The sequence below is a fragment of the Roseateles sp. 22389 genome, from assembly GCF_052044995.1.
GTDB lineage: Bacteria > Pseudomonadota > Gammaproteobacteria > Burkholderiales > Burkholderiaceae_C > Roseateles.
Map to the genome: position 1 here is coordinate 165,127 of NZ_JBQEOF010000003.1, position 15,977 is coordinate 181,103.

Below are 15,977 nucleotides of genomic sequence, written 5' to 3' on the forward strand. Positions count from 1 at the left end.
GAGCCGACCGGTCCTGCCGGCCGGCTCTTCCCGTTGGGGAGACAAGCCATGACCGAAGCCCGTCTTGCCGCTGCGCCGGCCCTGCGCGACTACCAGCTGTCGGACAACCTCGCCGCGCAGTCCGGCCAGGTGTTCCTCACCGGGACGCAAGCCCTTGTGCGGCTGCTGCTGGCCCAGAAGGCCCAGGACGAGCGCCAGGGCCTGAAGACCGCCGGCTTCGTCAGCGGTTATCGCGGCAGCCCGCTGGGCATGGTCGACCAGCAGCTGTGGAAGGCGAAGAAGTTCCTCGACAAGGCCGAGGTCAACTTCCTGCCCGCGATCAACGAGGACCTCGCCGCCACCGCCTGCCTGGGCGTGCAGCGCGTGGCGCTGGATCCGAAGCGCACCGTCGATGGCGTCTTCGCGATGTGGTACGGCAAGGGCCCCGGCGTGGACCGCTCCGGCGACGCGCTCAAGCACGGCAACGTCTACGGCACCGCGAAACAGGGCGGCGTGCTCGTCGTCTGCGGCGACGACCATGGCTGCGTGTCCTCCTCGACCCCGCATCAGAGCGACCTCGCGCTGCAGGCCTGGTCGATGCCGCTGGTGCATCCCGGCAACGTGGCCGAGTACCTGGAGTTCGGCCTCTACGGCTGGGCGCTGTCGCGCTACTCGGGCGCGTGGGTCGGGTTCAAGGCGATCTCGGAAGTCGTCGAATCCGGCATGACCGTCGACCTGGACGCGGTGCCGCTGGACTTCGAGCTGCCGGTCGACCACAAGCCGCCAACCGACCTGCACATCCGCTCGGTGGACCTGCCGTCGCTGGAGCTGGAGTCGCGCCTGGCACACAAGATCGACGCGGTGCTGGCCTTCGCGAAGGTCAATTCGATCGACAAGCACATCGTGGTGAGCCCGCGCGCGTCGCTGGGCATCGTGACCGTCGGCAAGGCGCATTACGACTTCATGGAAGTGCTGCGGCGCCTGGACCTGGACCCGAACGCGCTGGCCGCGGCCGGCGTGCGGGTCTACAAGGTCGGCCTGGTCTATCCGCTGGAGCCGACGCGCATCCGCGAGTTCGCGCAGGGCCTGACCGACATGCTGGTGATCGAGGAGAAGGCGCCGGTCGTCGAGCGCCAGATCAAGGAGCTGCTCTATCACCTGCCCGACGCGCAGCGTCCGCGCGTGGTCGGCAAGTCCGATGAACACGGGGCGGCGGTGCTGAGCGCGCTCGGCGAGCTGCGGCCGTCGCGCATCATGCCGACCGTCGCGGACTGGCTGGCGCGGCTGAATCCGGCGCTGGACCGCCGCCATCTGGTCGTCGATTTCCTGACGCCCTGCCTGCTGTCCAACAGCGCCGACGCGGTGCGCCGCCAGCCCTATTTCTGCTCGGGCTGCCCGCACAACACCTCGACGAAGCTGCCCGAGGGCTCGCGCGCGCTGGCCGGCATCGGCTGCCACTTCATGGCGAGCTGGATGGAGCGCGGCACGTCCGGCCTGATCCAGATGGGCGCCGAGGGCGTGGACTGGGCCGCCCACTCGCGCTTCACGACCGAGAAGCATGTCTTCCAGAACCTGGGCGACGGCACTTACTACCACTCGGGCTATCTGGCGATCCGGCAGGCCATCGCGGCCAAGGCCAACATCACCTACAAGATCCTCTACAACGACGCGGTGGCGATGACCGGCGGGCAGCCGGTCGACGGCCAGACCTCGGTGCCGCAGATCGCGCGCCAGGTCGAGGCCGAGGGCGTGAAGCGCCTGGTCGTGGTTTCGGACGAGATCGGCAAGTACGACGGCCATCACGGCCTGTTCCCCGCCGGCACGACCTTCCACGATCGCAGCGAGCTCGACGCGGTGCAGCGCGAGCTGCGCGAGATCCAGGGCGTGACGGTGCTGATCTACGACCAGACCTGCGCCGCCGAGAAGCGCCGCCGCCGCAAGAAGGGCGAGTTCCCCGACCCGGACAAGCGCATCTTCATCAACGAGTCGGTCTGCGAGGGCTGCGGCGACTGCGGCCAGGCCAGCAACTGCCTGTCGGTGGTGCCGGTGGAGACCGACTTCGGCCGCAAGCGCGCGATCGAGCAGAGCAGCTGCAACAAGGATTTCAGCTGCGTGAACGGCTTCTGCCCGAGCTTCGTGTCGGTGCATGGCGCCAAGCTGAAGAAGCGCGCCGGCGCGGCCTTCGGGCCCGCGGACCTGGCGCGCGAGATCGCCGCGATCCAGCCGCCCGCGGCCTGGGCGTGGACCGGCCCGTTCGACATGCTGGTCACCGGCGTTGGCGGCACCGGCGTGGTGACGGTGGGCGCGCTGGTGACGATGGCCGCGCACCTGGAGGGCAAGCAGAGCTCGGTGCTGGACTTCATGGGCTTCGCGCAGAAGGGCGGCGCAGTGCTGTCCTTCGTGCGCGTGGCGCCGACGCAGGACCTGCTGAACCAGGTCCGCATCGACACGCAGCAGGCCGACGTGCTGCTGGCCTGCGACATGGTCGTGGGCGCGAGCGCCGATGCGCTGGCGACGGTGAAGGCCGGCCGCACGGTGATCCTGGCCAACACGCATGAGCTGCCGACCGCCGCCTTCGTCCGCAACCCGGATGCGAGCCTGCAGGCGGACTCGCTGCTGGCCAAGATGCGCCACGCCGTCGGCGAGGGCCAGGACCTGCTGGCCAGCATCGACGCGCAGGACATCGCGCAGCGCCTGATGGGCGACACCATGCCCAGCAACATCGTGATGCTGGGCGCGTGCTGGCAACGCGGCCTGGTGCCGGTGTCCTTCGAGGCGCTGATGCGCGCGATCGAGCTCAACGGCGTGGCGGTGGAGAACAACAAGACCGCCTTCGCGCTGGGCCGTCTGGCGATCGCCGCGCCCGAGGCGCTGCGCCGCCTGGCCGGCGAGCAGAGCGGCTCGGCCGTGCAGTGGTTCAACTTCGACCAGCTCGACGACAAGGACGGCCAGCCCGGCCTGATCGCGCGCCGCAAGGCCTTCCTGACCGAATACCAGGACGCCGCCTACGCGTCGCGCTACGAGGCGCTGGTGCAGCGCGTGCGCGCCGCCGAATCGGCGCTGGGTGAGGCCGGCAAGGGCCTGCGCCTGACCAAGGCGGTGGCGCGCTATTACGCGAAGCTGCTGGCGATCAAGGACGAGTACGAGGTCGCGCGCCTGTACACCGACGGCAAGTTCGAGGCCGCGCTGAAGGCGCAGTTCGAGGACTGGGATCACCTCAGCTTCCACATGGCCCCGCCGCTGATCGCCAAGCCCGGCGCCGATGGCCGCGCGAAGAAGGTCGAGCTCGGCTCGTGGACCTTCAAGGCGCTGAAGACGCTGGCGAAGTTCAAGGGCCTGCGCGGCGGCGCGCTGGACCTCTTCGGCAAGACCGAGGAACGCCGCATCGAGCGCCAGCTGATCCGCGACTACGAAGCCCTCGTCGACGAGCTGCTCGCCGGCCTGAGCGCGGAGAAGCTGGACCTCGCGATCAAGCTCGCCCGCCTGCCGGAAGGCATCCGCGGCTACGGTCACGTGAAGCTGGCCAACGTCGTGACCGTGCGCGCGCAGTGGAAGGACCTGCTCGACCGCTTCCACGGCCGCGTGGTCGAGGCGCCCATCGCCGTCGTGCCGCTGGCGAAGGCGCCGGAACGCGTGAAGGGCGTGGCCGAACTGTGAGCGTCTGGTCCCCTCGCGCGGCCGTGCGAGGGGTTGCAACTGTGAAGTAGCGCAAAGGCCGCAGTCACCGCTGGACACCGCCGACACGGGGGCGGCATGCTTGCCCCATGCCACTGTCCCCGTTCCCGCCGCCCCTGCCCCTTCCCTTGCGCCGGCGCACGCTGCTGCTCGGCGCGACCGCATCGGCGGCGCTGGCCGCCTGCGGCGGCATGGCGACCGCGCCCGACGTGCCGATGGATGCGGCCCAGCGCCTGCGCGCCGCCAATCGCATCGGCTGGGGCGCGACGCAGGCGCAACTCGATGAGATCGAGCGCCTGGGCTGGGGCCGCTACGTCGAGCGCCAGTTGAAGGCCGACCCGCGGGCGCCGATGGCGGCGACTATCCAGGCCCGCATCGAGGCGCTGGGCATCAGCCAGGGCGAGGTCGCCGCGCGCGTGTGGACCGCCGAATCCTTTCGCCGTAGCGGCGACAAGGGCGCGACCGAAGAGGAACGCAACGCCGCGCGCAAGGCCTACCAGGACGCCCAGGGCCTGGCCGCGCGGGAGACCGGCGAGCGCCAGCTGCTGCGCGAGTTGTACTCGGAACAGCAACTGCTCGAGCAGATGACGTGGTTCTGGTTCAACCACTTCAACGTCCACCAGGGCAAGCGCGACATCCGCCTGCTGCTCTCGGACTACCAGGACCGCGCCTTGCGTCCGCACGCGCTGGGCTCCTTCCGGCACATGCTTGGCGCGGTGGCGCGTCACCCGGCGATGCTGCGCTACCTGGACAACGACCAGAACGCCGTCCGCGCGATCAACGAGAACTATGCGCGCGAGCTGCTGGAGCTGCACACGATGGGCGTCGACAGCGGCTACAGCCAGCGCGACGTGCAGGAGCTGGCGCGGGTGCTGACCGGCTTCGGCGTGCGCGTCGATCCCGACCCGCCGAAGATCGCGCCCCGATTCGAGCCGCTGTACCGCCGCGACGGCCTGTTCGAGTTCCACCCGGCCCGGCACGACTTCGGCGACAAGCAACTGCTCGGCCGCACGATCCGCGGCCGCGGCGCCGATGAACTGGACGAGGTGCTGGACCTGCTGGTCGCGCAGCCGGCGACGGCGCGCTTCGTGTCCCGCAAGCTGGCGGTGTATTTCCTGAGCGACCAGCCGCCGCCGGCCGTCGTCGACGCCATGGCCACCGCCTTCCAACGCACCAAAGGCGACATCCCGTCCACGCTGCGGCCGATGCTGCGCTCCCCGGCATTCCTCGCGGCCGAGACGCCCAAGTTCAAGGATCCCCACCGCTACCTGCTGTCGAGCCTGCGCGCCGGTTTCGAGCAGCGCGAGCTGCAGAACGCGCAGCCGCTGCAGAACTGGCTGCGCCGACTGGGCCAGGGCCTCTACGACAAGCAGACGCCGGACGGTTACCCGCTGACGGCCGAGGCCTGGAACAGTCCGGGGCAGATGACGCTGCGCTTCGAGATCGCGCGCCAGATCGGCGGCGGCGCGGCCGCGCTGTACCGCCCCGAGGGCACGACCGGCCCGGTGCCCCTGCCCGATCTGAAGGTGCTGCGCGCACGCGTCGAGCCCACGCTGGCGATGTCGACGCGTGACGCGCTCGCCCAGACGACCTCCCCGCAGCAGTGGCTGACCCTCTGGTTATCCAGCCCCGATTTCATGTATCTCTGAGCCCACCATGCACCGCCGCCATCTCCTGCACGCCCTCGCCGCCGCGCCGCTCACCCTCACCTCCGCGCGCCTTTTCGCGTCCCCGTCTTCGGGCGCAGTCCAGCGCCCGCGATTCCTGCTGGTCTTCCTCCGCGGCGGTTACGACGCGACCCACCTGCTGGTCCCCACGACCAGCAGCTTCTATTACGAGCAACGCCCTCGCATCGCCATCGCGCGCCCGTCGCCGACCGACCCCGCTGCCGCGCTGGCGCTGGACGCCGACTGGGGCCTGCACCCGGCCTTGAGAAGCAGCCTCTACCCGCTGGCGCAATCGGGCCAACTCCGTTTCATCCCTTTCGCCGGCACCGAGGACCTGTCGCGCAGCCATTTCGAGACGCAGGACAGCATCGAGCTGGGCCAGCCGCTTGGTGGTTCGCGCGACTACAACTCGGGTTTCCTGAACCGCCTGGCGGCCGAGCTCGATGCGCAGCAGGCACTGTCGTTCACGGACCAGTTGCCGATTGCGTTCCGCGGTCCGGTGAGGATCGCCAATGCTGGCTTGCGGGAGACGGCGCGCCCGGCGGTCGACGCCAGGAGCCGCGCGCTGATCGCGAGCATGTACCGGGGCCAGGCGCTCGGCGGGGCGGTGGAGGAAGGTCTGGCGCTGCGCGAGGAACTTGCGCGCGACCTCTCGCCCGACAAGATGAAGGCGATGACCGACGCGGCCGGCCGCAACGCGATCCCGGCCAAGGGCTTCGAGCTGGAGGCACGTCGCATCGCCACGCTGATGCGGGGCCGCTTCAGCCTGGGCTTCATCGATGTCGGCGGCTGGGACACGCACGTCAACCAGGGCGGCGCGACCGGCCAGCTGGCCAACCGCTTCGAGGAACTCGGCCGCGGGCTGGCGGCGATCGCGGATGAACTCGGTCCGGACCTCTGGCGCCAGACCACGGTGATGGTGATCAGCGAATTCGGCCGCACCTTCCGCGAGAACGGCAACCGCGGCACCGACCACGGCCACGGCAGCGTCTACTGGCTGCTGGGCGGGGGGTTGGCGAGCGGCGGCCCCGTGGCCGGCGAGCAGGTCGCGCTGAGCGCCAGGACCTTGTTCCAGAACCGCGACTATCCGGTGCTCAACGATTACCGCGCGGTGCTGGGCGGGCTCTGGCAACGCCAGTTCGGCCTGTCGCCCGCGGCCCTCACGCGCGTGTTCCCCGGCGTCCGTCCCAAGGACCTTCACCTGATCTGATTGCCGGGTCGCGCAAAGCCCCCAGCCGGCGCAAGCGCTTGCAGTGACCGCCTTGCAGATGAGAGAAGTTCTCATCTAGCATCCCTGCACCAACGAAAAGACTCCGGCGGGATCCGACGTCGCGACACAGGCACCTGCCTTGCTGGAGCCTCTTCCGTTGAATGACCCGGAACGAAGGATCCCCGATGACCAAGGCCACCCGCATCGAACGCGACTCCATGGGCGAGGTCGCCGTGCCGGTCGACGCGCTCTACGGCGCCCAGACGCAGCGCGCGGTCGAGAACTTCGCCATCAGCCGCCAGCCCATGCCCGAACGCTTCGTGCGTGCGCTGGTGCTGCAGAAGGCCGCCGCGGCGCGCGCCAACATCGCGCTCGAGCAGCTGCCGGCCGACATCGGCCAGGCCATCGACCGCGCCGCGACGCAGCTGCTGCAGGACCCGGCGCTGATGAACCACTTCCCGGTGGAGGTCTTCCAGACCGGCTCGGGCACCAGCTCGAACATGAATGCCAACGAGGTGATCGCCACGCTGGCCACGCGGCTCATCGGCACCGGCGCGGACAACCCGGCGACGGTCAGCCCCAACGACCACGTCAACGCCGGACAGAGCAGCAACGACTCCATCCCCACCGTGCTGCACATCAGCGCGGCCCAGGCCCTGCACGGCGAGCTGCTGCCGGCGCTGGACCTGCTGGCGCAGACGCTGCAGGACAAGATCAAGAGCGACGGCCATCACGTCAAGACCGGCCGCACCCATCTGATGGACGCGATGCCGCTGCGCCTGGGCCAGGAGCTCGGTGGCTGGTGCGCGCAGATCGACGCCAGGCGCACCCAGCTGCGCGCGCTGCTGCCGTCGGTCTGCGAGCTGGCGCAGGGCGGCACCGCCGTGGGCACCGGCATCAACGCGCATCCCGACTTCGCGCAGCGCTTCTGCGAGGAACTGTCCACCCTGACCGGACTGGTCTTCCGGCCCGCGCCGGACTTCTTCGCCGCGCTCTCGGCGCAGGACACGGCGGTGGCGCTGTCGGGCGCGCTCAAGGGGCTGGCGGTGACGCTGATGAAGATCGCCAACGACCTGCGCTGGATGAACTCGGGCCCGCTCGCCGGCCTGGCGGAGATCGAGCTGCACGCGCTGCAGCCGGGCTCGTCGATCATGCCGGGCAAGGTCAATCCGGTGATCCCGGAGGCGGTGACCATGGTGTGCGCGCAGGTCATCGGCCACGACGCGGCCATCACCGTCGCCGGCCAGTCGGGCAACTTCCAGCTCAACGTGATGCTGCCGCTGATCGCGACCAACCTGCTGGACAGCCTGGCGCTGCTGGCGGCCGCGTCGCGGGCGCTGGCCGAGCAGGCGATCCGCGACTTCAAGGTCAACACCGCCGGGCTGCAGCATGCGCTGGCCCGCAATCCCATCCTGGTCACCGCGCTCAACCGCGAGATCGGCTACCTGAAGGCCGCGGCGATCGCCAAGCGCGCCTACGCGGAGCAGCGGCCCATCGTCGACGTCGCGGAGGAGATGACCGAGTTCGACCGCGCCACGCTGCTGCAGATGCTGGACCCGGCCAAGCTCACCGATGGCGGACTCTGAGGCCGACACCCCAAGGACACCGATGGCCCACGACCCGACCCACGCCCACGAGGCCGCCGTCGATCCGGCGCAGGCGCTCGCGGCGATCGACCCGGCATTGGCGCGACGCCACCGGATGCGCCAGTGGCTGGGCTTCGCGATCCTGCTGATCGGCGCGGCGCTGCTGCTGCACCAGGGCTGGCGCTGGATCAAGCCGGCCGGCGCCATCGGCCAGGGCTCGGTGATCGCGATGGCGCTGCAGGCGGGCCTGCTCGCCGCGGCGGCCACCGCCTTCGGCACGCTGCCGGCGCTGGGCACGCGCAGTCTGTCGGCGCGCGGACAGGACGCGCTGATGGGCTTCGGCGCCGGCGTGATGCTGGCGGCCTGTTCGTTCTCGCTGATCCTGCCCGGCCTCGAGGCGGCGCGCGCGCATGCGACGCCGACGGGCGCCGCGGCGCAGGTGGCGCTGGCGGTGCTGCTCGGCGCGTGGGCGCTGATGGCGCTGGACCGGTGGCTGCCGCATGAGCACTTCATCAAGGGCCGCGAGGGCATGGACCCGACGCGGCTGCGCCGCACCACGCTGTTCGTGATCGCCGTCACGCTGCACAACCTGCCCGAGGGCCTGGCGATCGGCGTGGCCTTCGCCGCCAACGATCCGGTCGCGGCGGCCAGCCTGAGCCTGGCGATCGCGATCCAGGACCTGCCCGAGGGTTTCGTCATCGCGGTGGCCTTGATGACGGTGGGCTACTCGCGGCGCAAGGCCTTGCTGCTGGGCGCGGCCTCGGGCCTGGTGGAGCCGGTGGGCGCGGTGCTGGGCGCCTGGGTGGTCTCGGCCTGGCCGCTGCTGCTGCCCTGGGGACTGGGGTTCGCGGCCGGCGCGATGCTCTTCGTCATCAGCCACGAGATCATTCCCGAGTCGCACCGCAAGGGCCATGAGCGCTGGGCGACGCAGGGCCTGATGCTCGGCTTCGCGCTGATGATGGTGCTGGACACGGCACTGGGCTGACACGGCGCCGGCGGGCGCGGCGCGGGAGCGCCGTCGGCCGGCACGGGCCTCGCGCGCGGGTCGTGCGATGCGTCACGGGCCCGCCGGCAGGCGCCAAAAGCTGTTTTACAACTCGCCGCGCGCAAGCGGCAAACCGTCACGCCGACCCCGGCGTCATCGGCGGCCGACCGCGCACAAGCGCCCTGCGGCCCGTCACCATCGGTGCTCTGCCCTCATCGATCCGCAGGACCCGAGCCGTGATGAAGAAGTTGCCCGCCGCGCTGTTCGCGCTTGCCGCCGTGATCACGGTGTGCTCGACCCCCGCCACGGCCGCGGGCCTGACACCGCTGGAGCAGCGCTGGATCGCGGGCATGACGCCGGTGCTGCAGCATGCGAAGGCGTCCGGCATGCCGGTGGACGTTGTCGTGCAGCCGCAGGATGCGCCGGAGGCCGCGCCGCTGGCGCTGGGCTTCAGGGACGGCCGCTGCAAGCTGGTGCTGAGCCTGCGCGGCAACCCGGAGGGCGAAGCGACGATGCAGCGCCTGCCCGCGGGCCTGGAGGACAGCGCGCTGGAACTGATGGCGGCGCACGAGCTGGGCCATTGCCGCCGCTACCTGGACGGCGTCTGGTTCAACCTGCCGGCCGGCTTCTCGGCCGCGCCCGCGCCCGACGGCCTCAGCCCCGACCTGCAGCGCGCCTATCTCTCGATGAAGTCGGCGCGCCGCGAGGAAGGCTACGGCGACCTCGTCGCGCTGGGCTGGACGGCCCAGCGCCATCCGGCGCAGTACGCCGCGCTGCATGCCTGGCTGAGCGCCGAGCGCGCCCGGGACCTGCTGCCCGGCAGCCACCACGACACGCTGGCCTGGCTCAAGCTGGCCCGCGACCCGCAAGCGCTGGGCAGCGCGCCGTCGATGTTCGATGCGGCCCTGCCGGTCTGGCAGCGCGGGCTCAACCTCGACGAGGAGTGAGCGGGCGCACGGATCGACGTGCGGACGAATGACTTAACGACTTCTTATCACTGCCTGAACGCATAGGAAACGCTGGGGGCGCCACACTGCCGCCGCCCGGTTCCCCCACGCGGGGGCCGGACTTCCTCCCACGTCTCATTTGGCGCCTTCTCTCATGAACCTGTCCGCACGCCCGCTGTTCGCCGCCCTGTCGATCGGCCTCCTGTCGTCCACCCTCGCCGTCGCCGCACCGGCGCCGCACTGGGAATACACCGGCGAAAAAGGCGCCGCCCACTGGAGCGAGGTCGACCCGTCCTTCGCCACCTGCGCGCTGGGCCACCAGCAGAGCCCGATCAACATCGACCATGCGGTCAAGGCGGACCTGCCCGCGCTCGCTTTCCATTACGGCAACGCCGCGCCGACGATCTGGAACAACGGCCACACGGTCCAGGTGAACCTGCCGGCCGGCAACACGGTGGACGTCGGCGGCCAGAGCTACGAGCTGCTGCAGTTCCACTTCCACACCCCCAGCGAGGAGCTCATCAAGGGCAAGTCGATGCCGATGGTGGTGCACTTCGTCCACAAGAACGCCGCCGGCGACCTCGGTGTCGTGGCCGTGCTGATCCAAGCCGGCCAGGCCAATCCGGCGCTGTCCCCGGTGTTCGACCACCTGCCCCGCGCCGGCGAGAAGATCAGCGTGGACGGCTTGTCGCTGGACCTGTCCGCGCTGCTGCCCAAGACGCTGGGCTACTACGACTTCACCGGCTCGCTGACCACGCCGCCCTGCTCGGAAGGCGTGCACTGGATGGTCCTGAAGGCGCCGATCACGCTGTCGGCCGCCCAGATCGAGGCCTTCCGCAAGCTGGTCGGCAGCAATGCGCGGCCGGTGCAGCCGCTCAACGGTCGCGAGATCAAGGAAAGCGGCGAATGACCGCTTCCGGGCCGCGGACCGGCGGCCCGGTGCCCCGCCGCCGCGGGTAGCGCACCGCGGCCCTCCCGGGCCGCGACGTGGCGCCGGCTTCAGCCCAGCGCGCGTCCGATCAGGATCTTCTGGACCTCGGACGTGCCTTCGTAGATCTGCGTCACCCGGACGTCGCGGTAGATCCGCTCGACGGGGAAGTCGCTGACGTAGCCGTAGCCGCCGTGGATCTGGATGGCGGCGGAGCAGACGCGCTCGGCCATCTCGCTGGCGAAGAGCTTGGCCATCGCCGCCTCCTTCAGGCAGGGCTGGCCGGCGTCCTTCAGCGACGCGGCGTGCCAGATCAGCTGGCGCGCGGCCTCGATCTGCGTGGCCATGTCGGCGAGTTTGTGCTGCATCGCCTGGTGCTCGAAGATCGGCACGCCGAAGGCGACCCGCTCCTTGCTGTAGCGCAGCGCCGCCTCGAAGGCCGCGCGCGCCATGCCCACCGACTGCGACGCGATGCCGATGCGCCCGCCCTCCAGCCCCGACAGCGCGATCTTGAGGCCCTGCCCTTCGTCGCCCAGCCGGTTGGCGGCGGGCACGCGGCAGTTCTCGAACAGGATCTGCGCCGTGTCGCTGGCGTGCTGGCCCATCTTGTCCTCGATGCGCGCCACCACGTAGCCCGGCGTGGACGTCGGCACCAGGAAGGCCGAGATGCCCTTCTTGCCGGCCGCCTTGTCCGTCACCGCCATCACGATGGCGACGTCGCCGTTCTTGCCGCTGGTGATGAACTGCTTCACGCCGTTCAGGACGTACTCGTCGCCCTCGCGCACGGCGGTCGTCTTCAGCCCGCCGGCCTCCGAGCCCACATGCGGCTCGGTCAGGCAGAACGCGCCCAGCATGTCGCCGCGCGCCAGCGGCTTGAGGAAGCGCTCCTTCTGGTCCTCGTTGCCGAAGGCCATCAGGATGCTGCACACCGGGCAGTTGTTGACGCTGACCACCGTCGAGGTCGCGCCATCGCCGGCGCCGATCTCCTCCAGGATGATCGCCAGCGCCAGGTAGTCCAGGCCCGCACCGTCGTACTCGTGCGGCACGGCCACGCCGTAGCAGCCGAGCTCGGCCAGGCCCTTGAGCTCGGCGGCCGGGAAGTGGTGGGACTTGTCCCACTCGGCCGCCTTCGGCGCGATCTGGTCCTGCACGTAGGCGCGGACGGCGTCCTGGACGGCGCGGTGGTCTTCGGAAAGGATCATGGGATCACCAGGGCAGCGGGCTGCCGTCGTAGTTGAAGAAGCCGCCGTTGTCGCCCGGCTTCAGGCCGTCGAGCACCTGGCGCAGGCTGGAGGCGCTGGTGGCGACGTCGATGTCGGCCTCCTGCCCGCCCATGTCGGTCTTGACCCAGCCCGGATGCAGGCTGACGCAGGTCGCGCGGCCGTCCAGCGTCAGCGCGACGTCCTTCATCACCGAGTTCACCGCCGCCTTGGACGCGCGGTAGACCCAGCCCGCCGAGTTGGCGCGCAGCGTCAGCGATCCCATCCGCGAGGACAGGATGCCGATGCGCGCGTCCGGCGCCAGCGCGTCCAGCAGCTGCGGCAGCACCCGCATCGGACCCAGCACGTTGGTGTGCATGACGGCGTCGAAATCGGCCGCGCTCGGCGGCTGCAGGCCGATGGTCTTCGGACCGTACAGGCCCGCCACGTACATGACGCGGTTGAACTGGTAGCCGTCGAGCTGCCAGGCCAGGCCGGCGATGCTGATCATGTCCGAGACATCCAGCTTGATCGCCGTCGCGCCCTGCGCGCGCAGCTTCTCCAGGCTGGCCTCGTCGCGCGCGGTGGCGACGACGGTGTCGCCGCTCGCGCGATGCTGCTTCACCAGCTCCAGGCCGATGCCGCGCGACGCGCCGATGATGAGGACTTGCGCCATCCGGCCCGTCCTCAGATCAGCTCGACGCCGACGGCCGTCGCTTCGCCGCCGCCGATGCACAGCGCGGCGACGCCGCGCTTGAGGCCGCGATGCTGGAGCGCGCCCAGCAGCGTCACCAGGATGCGCGCGCCCGAGGCGCCGATCGGATGGCCCAGCGCGACGGCGCCGCCGTTGACGTTGACGATCTCGTGCGGCAGCTTGAACTCGGCCATCGCGGCCATCGTGACGGCGGCGAAGGCTTCGTTGACTTCCCAGAGGTCGACGCTCTTGGCGTCCCACTGGTTCCTGGCCAGCAGCTTCTGGATCGCGCCCACCGGCGCGGTCGTGAACCACTCCGGCGCGTTGGCATGCACCGCCGTGCCGACGATGCGCGCCACCGGCTTCACGCCCAGCTTGTTGGCGGTCGATTCCCGCATCAGCACCATCGCCGCCGCGCCGTCGGAGATCGACGACGAGGTCGCGGCCGTGATCGAGCCGTCCTTCTTGAACGCCGGCTTGAGCGTCGGGATCTTGTCCAGCTTGGCCTTGAACGGCTGCTCGTCGCGCGAGACCACCGTGTCGCCGCCCTTGCCGGCGATCGTCACCGGCGCGATCTCCCAGGCGAAGGAACCATCCTCGTTGGCGCGCTTGGAGCGATCGGTCGAGGCGATGGCGAACTGGTCCTGCGCCTCGCGCGTGAAGGCGTACTTGTCGACGCACTGCTCGGCAAAGACGCCCATGGCCTTGCCGCGCTCGTAGGCGTCTTCCAGGCCGTCCAGCGCCATGTGGTCATACATCTGCGCGGCGCCGTACTTCACGCCCTTGCGCGCGAACATCAGGTGCGGCGCGTTGGTCATGGACTCCATGCCGCCGGCGATCATGACGTCGGCGCTCTCGGCCTTGAGCGTGTCGTGCGCGAACATGACCGCGCGCATGCCGGCGCCGCACATCTTGGACAGCGTGACCGCACCCACCGACTGCGGCAGGCCCGCCTTCAGCACCGCCTGGCGGGCCGGCGCCTGGCCCTGGCCGGCCATCAGGCAGTTGCCCATCAGGGCTTCGCTGATCGAGTCGGCCGGCACGCCGGCGCGCTCGACGGCCGCCTTGATCGCGATGGCGCCCAGCTCCCACGCGGCCAGGCCGGCGAAGTCGCCCAGCAGGCCGCCGATCGGCGTGCGCGCGGCGGAAACGATGACGATGGAATCGGACATGGGGGTCTCCTTCAAGGGAATCGGTGCGGCCCCACGGGACCGCGGCGGATCAGTGGATGGGAAGCTCCCGGTCCTGCGGCTCCGGCACCTTCAGGGCCGGCGCGGCGTCGTGGACATGGAAGCGCTTGTGCGGGTCGTAGGGGAAGACGTCCTCGACATGACCCGCCAGGATGCGCTCCTTGTGGGTCTGCCAGAACGCCGGATCGAGCAGATCGGCGTGATGCGCCATGAAGACGTCGCGCACGCCCGGATGGCCGAGCAGGAAGGGACCGAAGGTCTCGGGGAACACGTCCAGCTTGTTGACGTGGTACCAGACCTCGCCGGACAGCTCCTCCTCCTCGTTGCGCGGCGCGGGCACCTTGCGGAAGTTGCAGTCGGTGAGGTATTCGATCTCGTCGTAGTCGTAGAACACGACCTTGCCATGGCGCGTCACGCCGAAGTTCTTCCACAGCATGTCGCCCGGGAAGATGTTGGCCGCCACCAGGTCCTTGATCGCGTTGCCGTACTCGACCACCGCATGCGCCAGCTGCGCCGGCGAGGCTTCCTGCAGGTAGATGTTGAGCGGCACCATGCGGCGCTCGATGTACAGGTGCTTGATGACGAGGTCCTCGCCCGTCTCCTCCAGCAGCGAGGGGCAGAAGTGCCGGAGCTCGGCCACCAGCTCGTCCTCGAAGCGGTGGCGCGGGAAGGCCACGCGGGTGTACTCCAGCGTGTCGGCCATGCGCCCCACGCGGTCGTGCTGCTTGACCAGCAGGTACTTGGACTGGATCTGCTCGCGCGTCGTGTCCTTCTGCGGCGGATAGAAGTCCTTGATGACCTTGAAGACGAAGGGATACGACGGCAGGTCGAAGACCAGCATCACCATGCCCTTGATGCCGGGCGCGATGCGGAACTTGTCGCTGCTGTGGCGCAGGTGGTTGAGGAAGTCGCGGTAGAACAGGTTCTTGCCCTGCTTCTGCAGCCCCAGCGCCGAGTAGATCTCCGAACGCGGCTTGCGCGGCATCAGCGAGCGCAGGAACTGCACGTAGGCGCTCGGGACCTCCATGTCCACGAGGAAGTAGGCGCGCGCGAAGCTGAACAGCATCTGCAGTTCGTCCTCGCCGAACAGCGCCGCGTCGATGTAGAGCCGGCGCGCCGCGGCCGCGTCCTTCGCGCCATTGGCCTTCGCGCCCTTGGCCTTGGCCGGCGCGGCCTCGCCCGGGCCGGGTTCCTTGTGCAGGATGGGCAGCGCGAACGGCGTCTCGCTGAAGCCGTTGACGACCTTGCCCACGATGTACGCGCCCTTGTTGCGGAAGAACAGCGAGGACAGCACCTGCACCTGGAAGTTGGTGCGCCAGCGGAAGGCGCCGAGCTGCTCGCCCACCGCCTTCAGCACCAGGTCGATGTCGCGGCCCAGGTCCTCGAACTCCAGCGCCAGCTGGAAGTTCCAGACGATGCGCATGAAGGTGTCGCGCAGCGTGTCCTGCGAGGGGTAGTAGCAGCGGTAGGTCGGCTGGGCGGCGGGCTCCTCGTTCTCGATGAACTCGGTCGAGATGGCGGGCCGGACGAAGATGAACTCGTTGTGGAAGTAGCTGTGGTGCAGGATGCGCGTCGTGACCGAGTTGAAGAAGGTCTCGGCCAGTTCCGGGCGCAGGTGGCGGGTCAGCAGCCCGATGTAGTGCAGCTTGACCTGCTGCCAGACCTCGCTCGGCAGCTCGCTGGTCTTGTAGCGCGCCTCCAGCAGCGCGACGGCCTCGTCGACGCGCAGGTCGTAGAACTCGATGCGCTCGCGCTGTGCGCGCTGCTGGCCGTGCCAGTCGGCCTGCTCGAAGCGCTGCTTGGCGGTGGCCGACGCGGCGCGGAAGAGCCGGTAGTGCTTGTCGAAGCCCTCGAGCATGGCCTGCGCGATCTCGAAGGCGCGCGGGTCGTTGAGCTCGTGGGGGAACATGGCGCCGC

Annotated in this window: 11 protein-coding genes; 7 read left to right on the forward strand and 4 right to left on the reverse strand. The window is 69.9% G+C overall.

What is annotated here, in order from left to right:
* Nucleotides 1-48: 48 nt before the first annotated feature.
* The 7 genes from ACTJKJ_RS05740 to ACTJKJ_RS05770 all read left to right on the forward strand — a co-directional run bounded on the left by ACTJKJ_RS05740 (nucleotide 49) and on the right by ACTJKJ_RS05770 (nucleotide 10,959).
* Nucleotides 49-3,636 (forward strand): indolepyruvate ferredoxin oxidoreductase family protein, encoded by a 3,588-nt coding sequence (locus ACTJKJ_RS05740; protein WP_440819852.1) that lies wholly within the window; start codon nucleotides 49-51, stop codon nucleotides 3,634-3,636.
* Nucleotides 3,637-3,743: 107 nt separating this feature from the next.
* The gene (locus ACTJKJ_RS05745) at nucleotides 3,744-5,303 is read left to right on the forward strand and encodes a DUF1800 domain-containing protein (RefSeq protein WP_440819853.1); all 1,560 of its coding nucleotides are present in this window, start codon (nucleotides 3,744-3,746) and stop codon (nucleotides 5,301-5,303) included.
* A 7-nt stretch (nucleotides 5,304-5,310) separates the two neighbouring features.
* Nucleotides 5,311-6,531, forward strand: a complete 1,221-nt coding sequence (locus tag ACTJKJ_RS05750; protein WP_440819854.1) for a DUF1501 domain-containing protein — start codon at nucleotides 5,311-5,313, stop codon at nucleotides 6,529-6,531.
* 185 nt (nucleotides 6,532-6,716) lie between these two features.
* Complete coding sequence (locus ACTJKJ_RS05755; protein WP_091720357.1) at nucleotides 6,717-8,117, forward strand: class II fumarate hydratase; 1,401 nt, start codon at nucleotides 6,717-6,719, stop codon at nucleotides 8,115-8,117.
* A gap of 115 nt (nucleotides 8,118-8,232) precedes the next feature.
* A complete protein-coding gene (locus ACTJKJ_RS05760) occupies nucleotides 8,233-9,102 on the forward strand; it encodes a ZIP family metal transporter (protein WP_091724899.1) in 870 nt (289 codons plus the stop codon).
* Between the two features lie 239 nt (nucleotides 9,103-9,341).
* Nucleotides 9,342-10,049, forward strand: a complete 708-nt coding sequence (locus ACTJKJ_RS05765; protein WP_091720354.1) for a hypothetical protein — start codon at nucleotides 9,342-9,344, stop codon at nucleotides 10,047-10,049.
* Between the two features lie 154 nt (nucleotides 10,050-10,203).
* Complete coding sequence (locus ACTJKJ_RS05770; RefSeq protein WP_440819855.1) at nucleotides 10,204-10,959, forward strand: carbonic anhydrase; 756 nt, start codon at nucleotides 10,204-10,206, stop codon at nucleotides 10,957-10,959.
* 89 nt (nucleotides 10,960-11,048) lie between these two features.
* Here ACTJKJ_RS05770 and ACTJKJ_RS05775 read toward each other — a convergent pair whose 3' ends face one another.
* The 4 genes from ACTJKJ_RS05775 to aceK are packed head-to-tail and all read right to left on the reverse strand — an operon-like array spanning nucleotide 11,049 to nucleotide 15,969.
* On the reverse strand, nucleotides 11,049-12,179 hold the full coding sequence (locus tag ACTJKJ_RS05775; RefSeq protein WP_091720348.1) for an acyl-CoA dehydrogenase family protein: 1,131 nt from the start codon (nucleotides 12,177-12,179) through the stop codon (nucleotides 11,049-11,051).
* Between the two features lie 4 nt (nucleotides 12,180-12,183).
* On the reverse strand, nucleotides 12,184-12,852 hold the full coding sequence (locus tag ACTJKJ_RS05780; RefSeq protein ID WP_091720345.1) for an SDR family oxidoreductase: 669 nt from the start codon (nucleotides 12,850-12,852) through the stop codon (nucleotides 12,184-12,186).
* 11 nt (nucleotides 12,853-12,863) lie between these two features.
* Nucleotides 12,864-14,042, reverse strand: a complete 1,179-nt coding sequence (locus ACTJKJ_RS05785) for an acetyl-CoA C-acyltransferase (RefSeq protein WP_440819856.1) — start codon at nucleotides 14,040-14,042, stop codon at nucleotides 12,864-12,866.
* Nucleotides 14,043-14,091: 49 nt separating this feature from the next.
* Nucleotides 14,092-15,969, reverse strand: a complete 1,878-nt coding sequence (gene aceK, locus ACTJKJ_RS05790; protein ID WP_440819969.1) for a bifunctional isocitrate dehydrogenase kinase/phosphatase — start codon at nucleotides 15,967-15,969, stop codon at nucleotides 14,092-14,094.
* Between the last annotated feature and the right edge of the window lie 8 nt (nucleotides 15,970-15,977).

What these genes read in the sequence shown, in the direction of transcription:
- ACTJKJ_RS05760 (WP_091724899.1), top strand. Translation starts at nt 8,233, where the DNA reads ATGCGCCAGTGGCTGGGCTTCGCGATCCTGCTGATCGGCGCGGCGCTG.
- aceK (WP_440819969.1), bottom strand. Translation starts at nt 15,969, where the DNA reads ATGTTCCCCCACGAGCTCAACGACCCGCGCGCCTTCGAGATCGCGCAG.
- ACTJKJ_RS05780 (WP_091720345.1), bottom strand. Translation starts at nt 12,852, where the DNA reads ATGGCGCAAGTCCTCATCATCGGCGCGTCGCGCGGCATCGGCCTGGAG.
- ACTJKJ_RS05745 (WP_440819853.1), top strand. Translation starts at nt 3,744, where the DNA reads ATGCCACTGTCCCCGTTCCCGCCGCCCCTGCCCCTTCCCTTGCGCCGG.
- ACTJKJ_RS05765 (WP_091720354.1), top strand. Translation starts at nt 9,342, where the DNA reads ATGAAGAAGTTGCCCGCCGCGCTGTTCGCGCTTGCCGCCGTGATCACG.
- ACTJKJ_RS05785 (WP_440819856.1), bottom strand. Translation starts at nt 14,042, where the DNA reads ATGTCCGATTCCATCGTCATCGTTTCCGCCGCGCGCACGCCGATCGGC.
- ACTJKJ_RS05750 (WP_440819854.1), top strand. Translation starts at nt 5,311, where the DNA reads ATGCACCGCCGCCATCTCCTGCACGCCCTCGCCGCCGCGCCGCTCACC.
- ACTJKJ_RS05740 (WP_440819852.1), top strand. Translation starts at nt 49, where the DNA reads ATGACCGAAGCCCGTCTTGCCGCTGCGCCGGCCCTGCGCGACTACCAG.
- ACTJKJ_RS05755 (WP_091720357.1), top strand. Translation starts at nt 6,717, where the DNA reads ATGACCAAGGCCACCCGCATCGAACGCGACTCCATGGGCGAGGTCGCC.
- ACTJKJ_RS05775 (WP_091720348.1), bottom strand. Translation starts at nt 12,179, where the DNA reads ATGATCCTTTCCGAAGACCACCGCGCCGTCCAGGACGCCGTCCGCGCC.
- ACTJKJ_RS05770 (WP_440819855.1), top strand. Translation starts at nt 10,204, where the DNA reads ATGAACCTGTCCGCACGCCCGCTGTTCGCCGCCCTGTCGATCGGCCTC.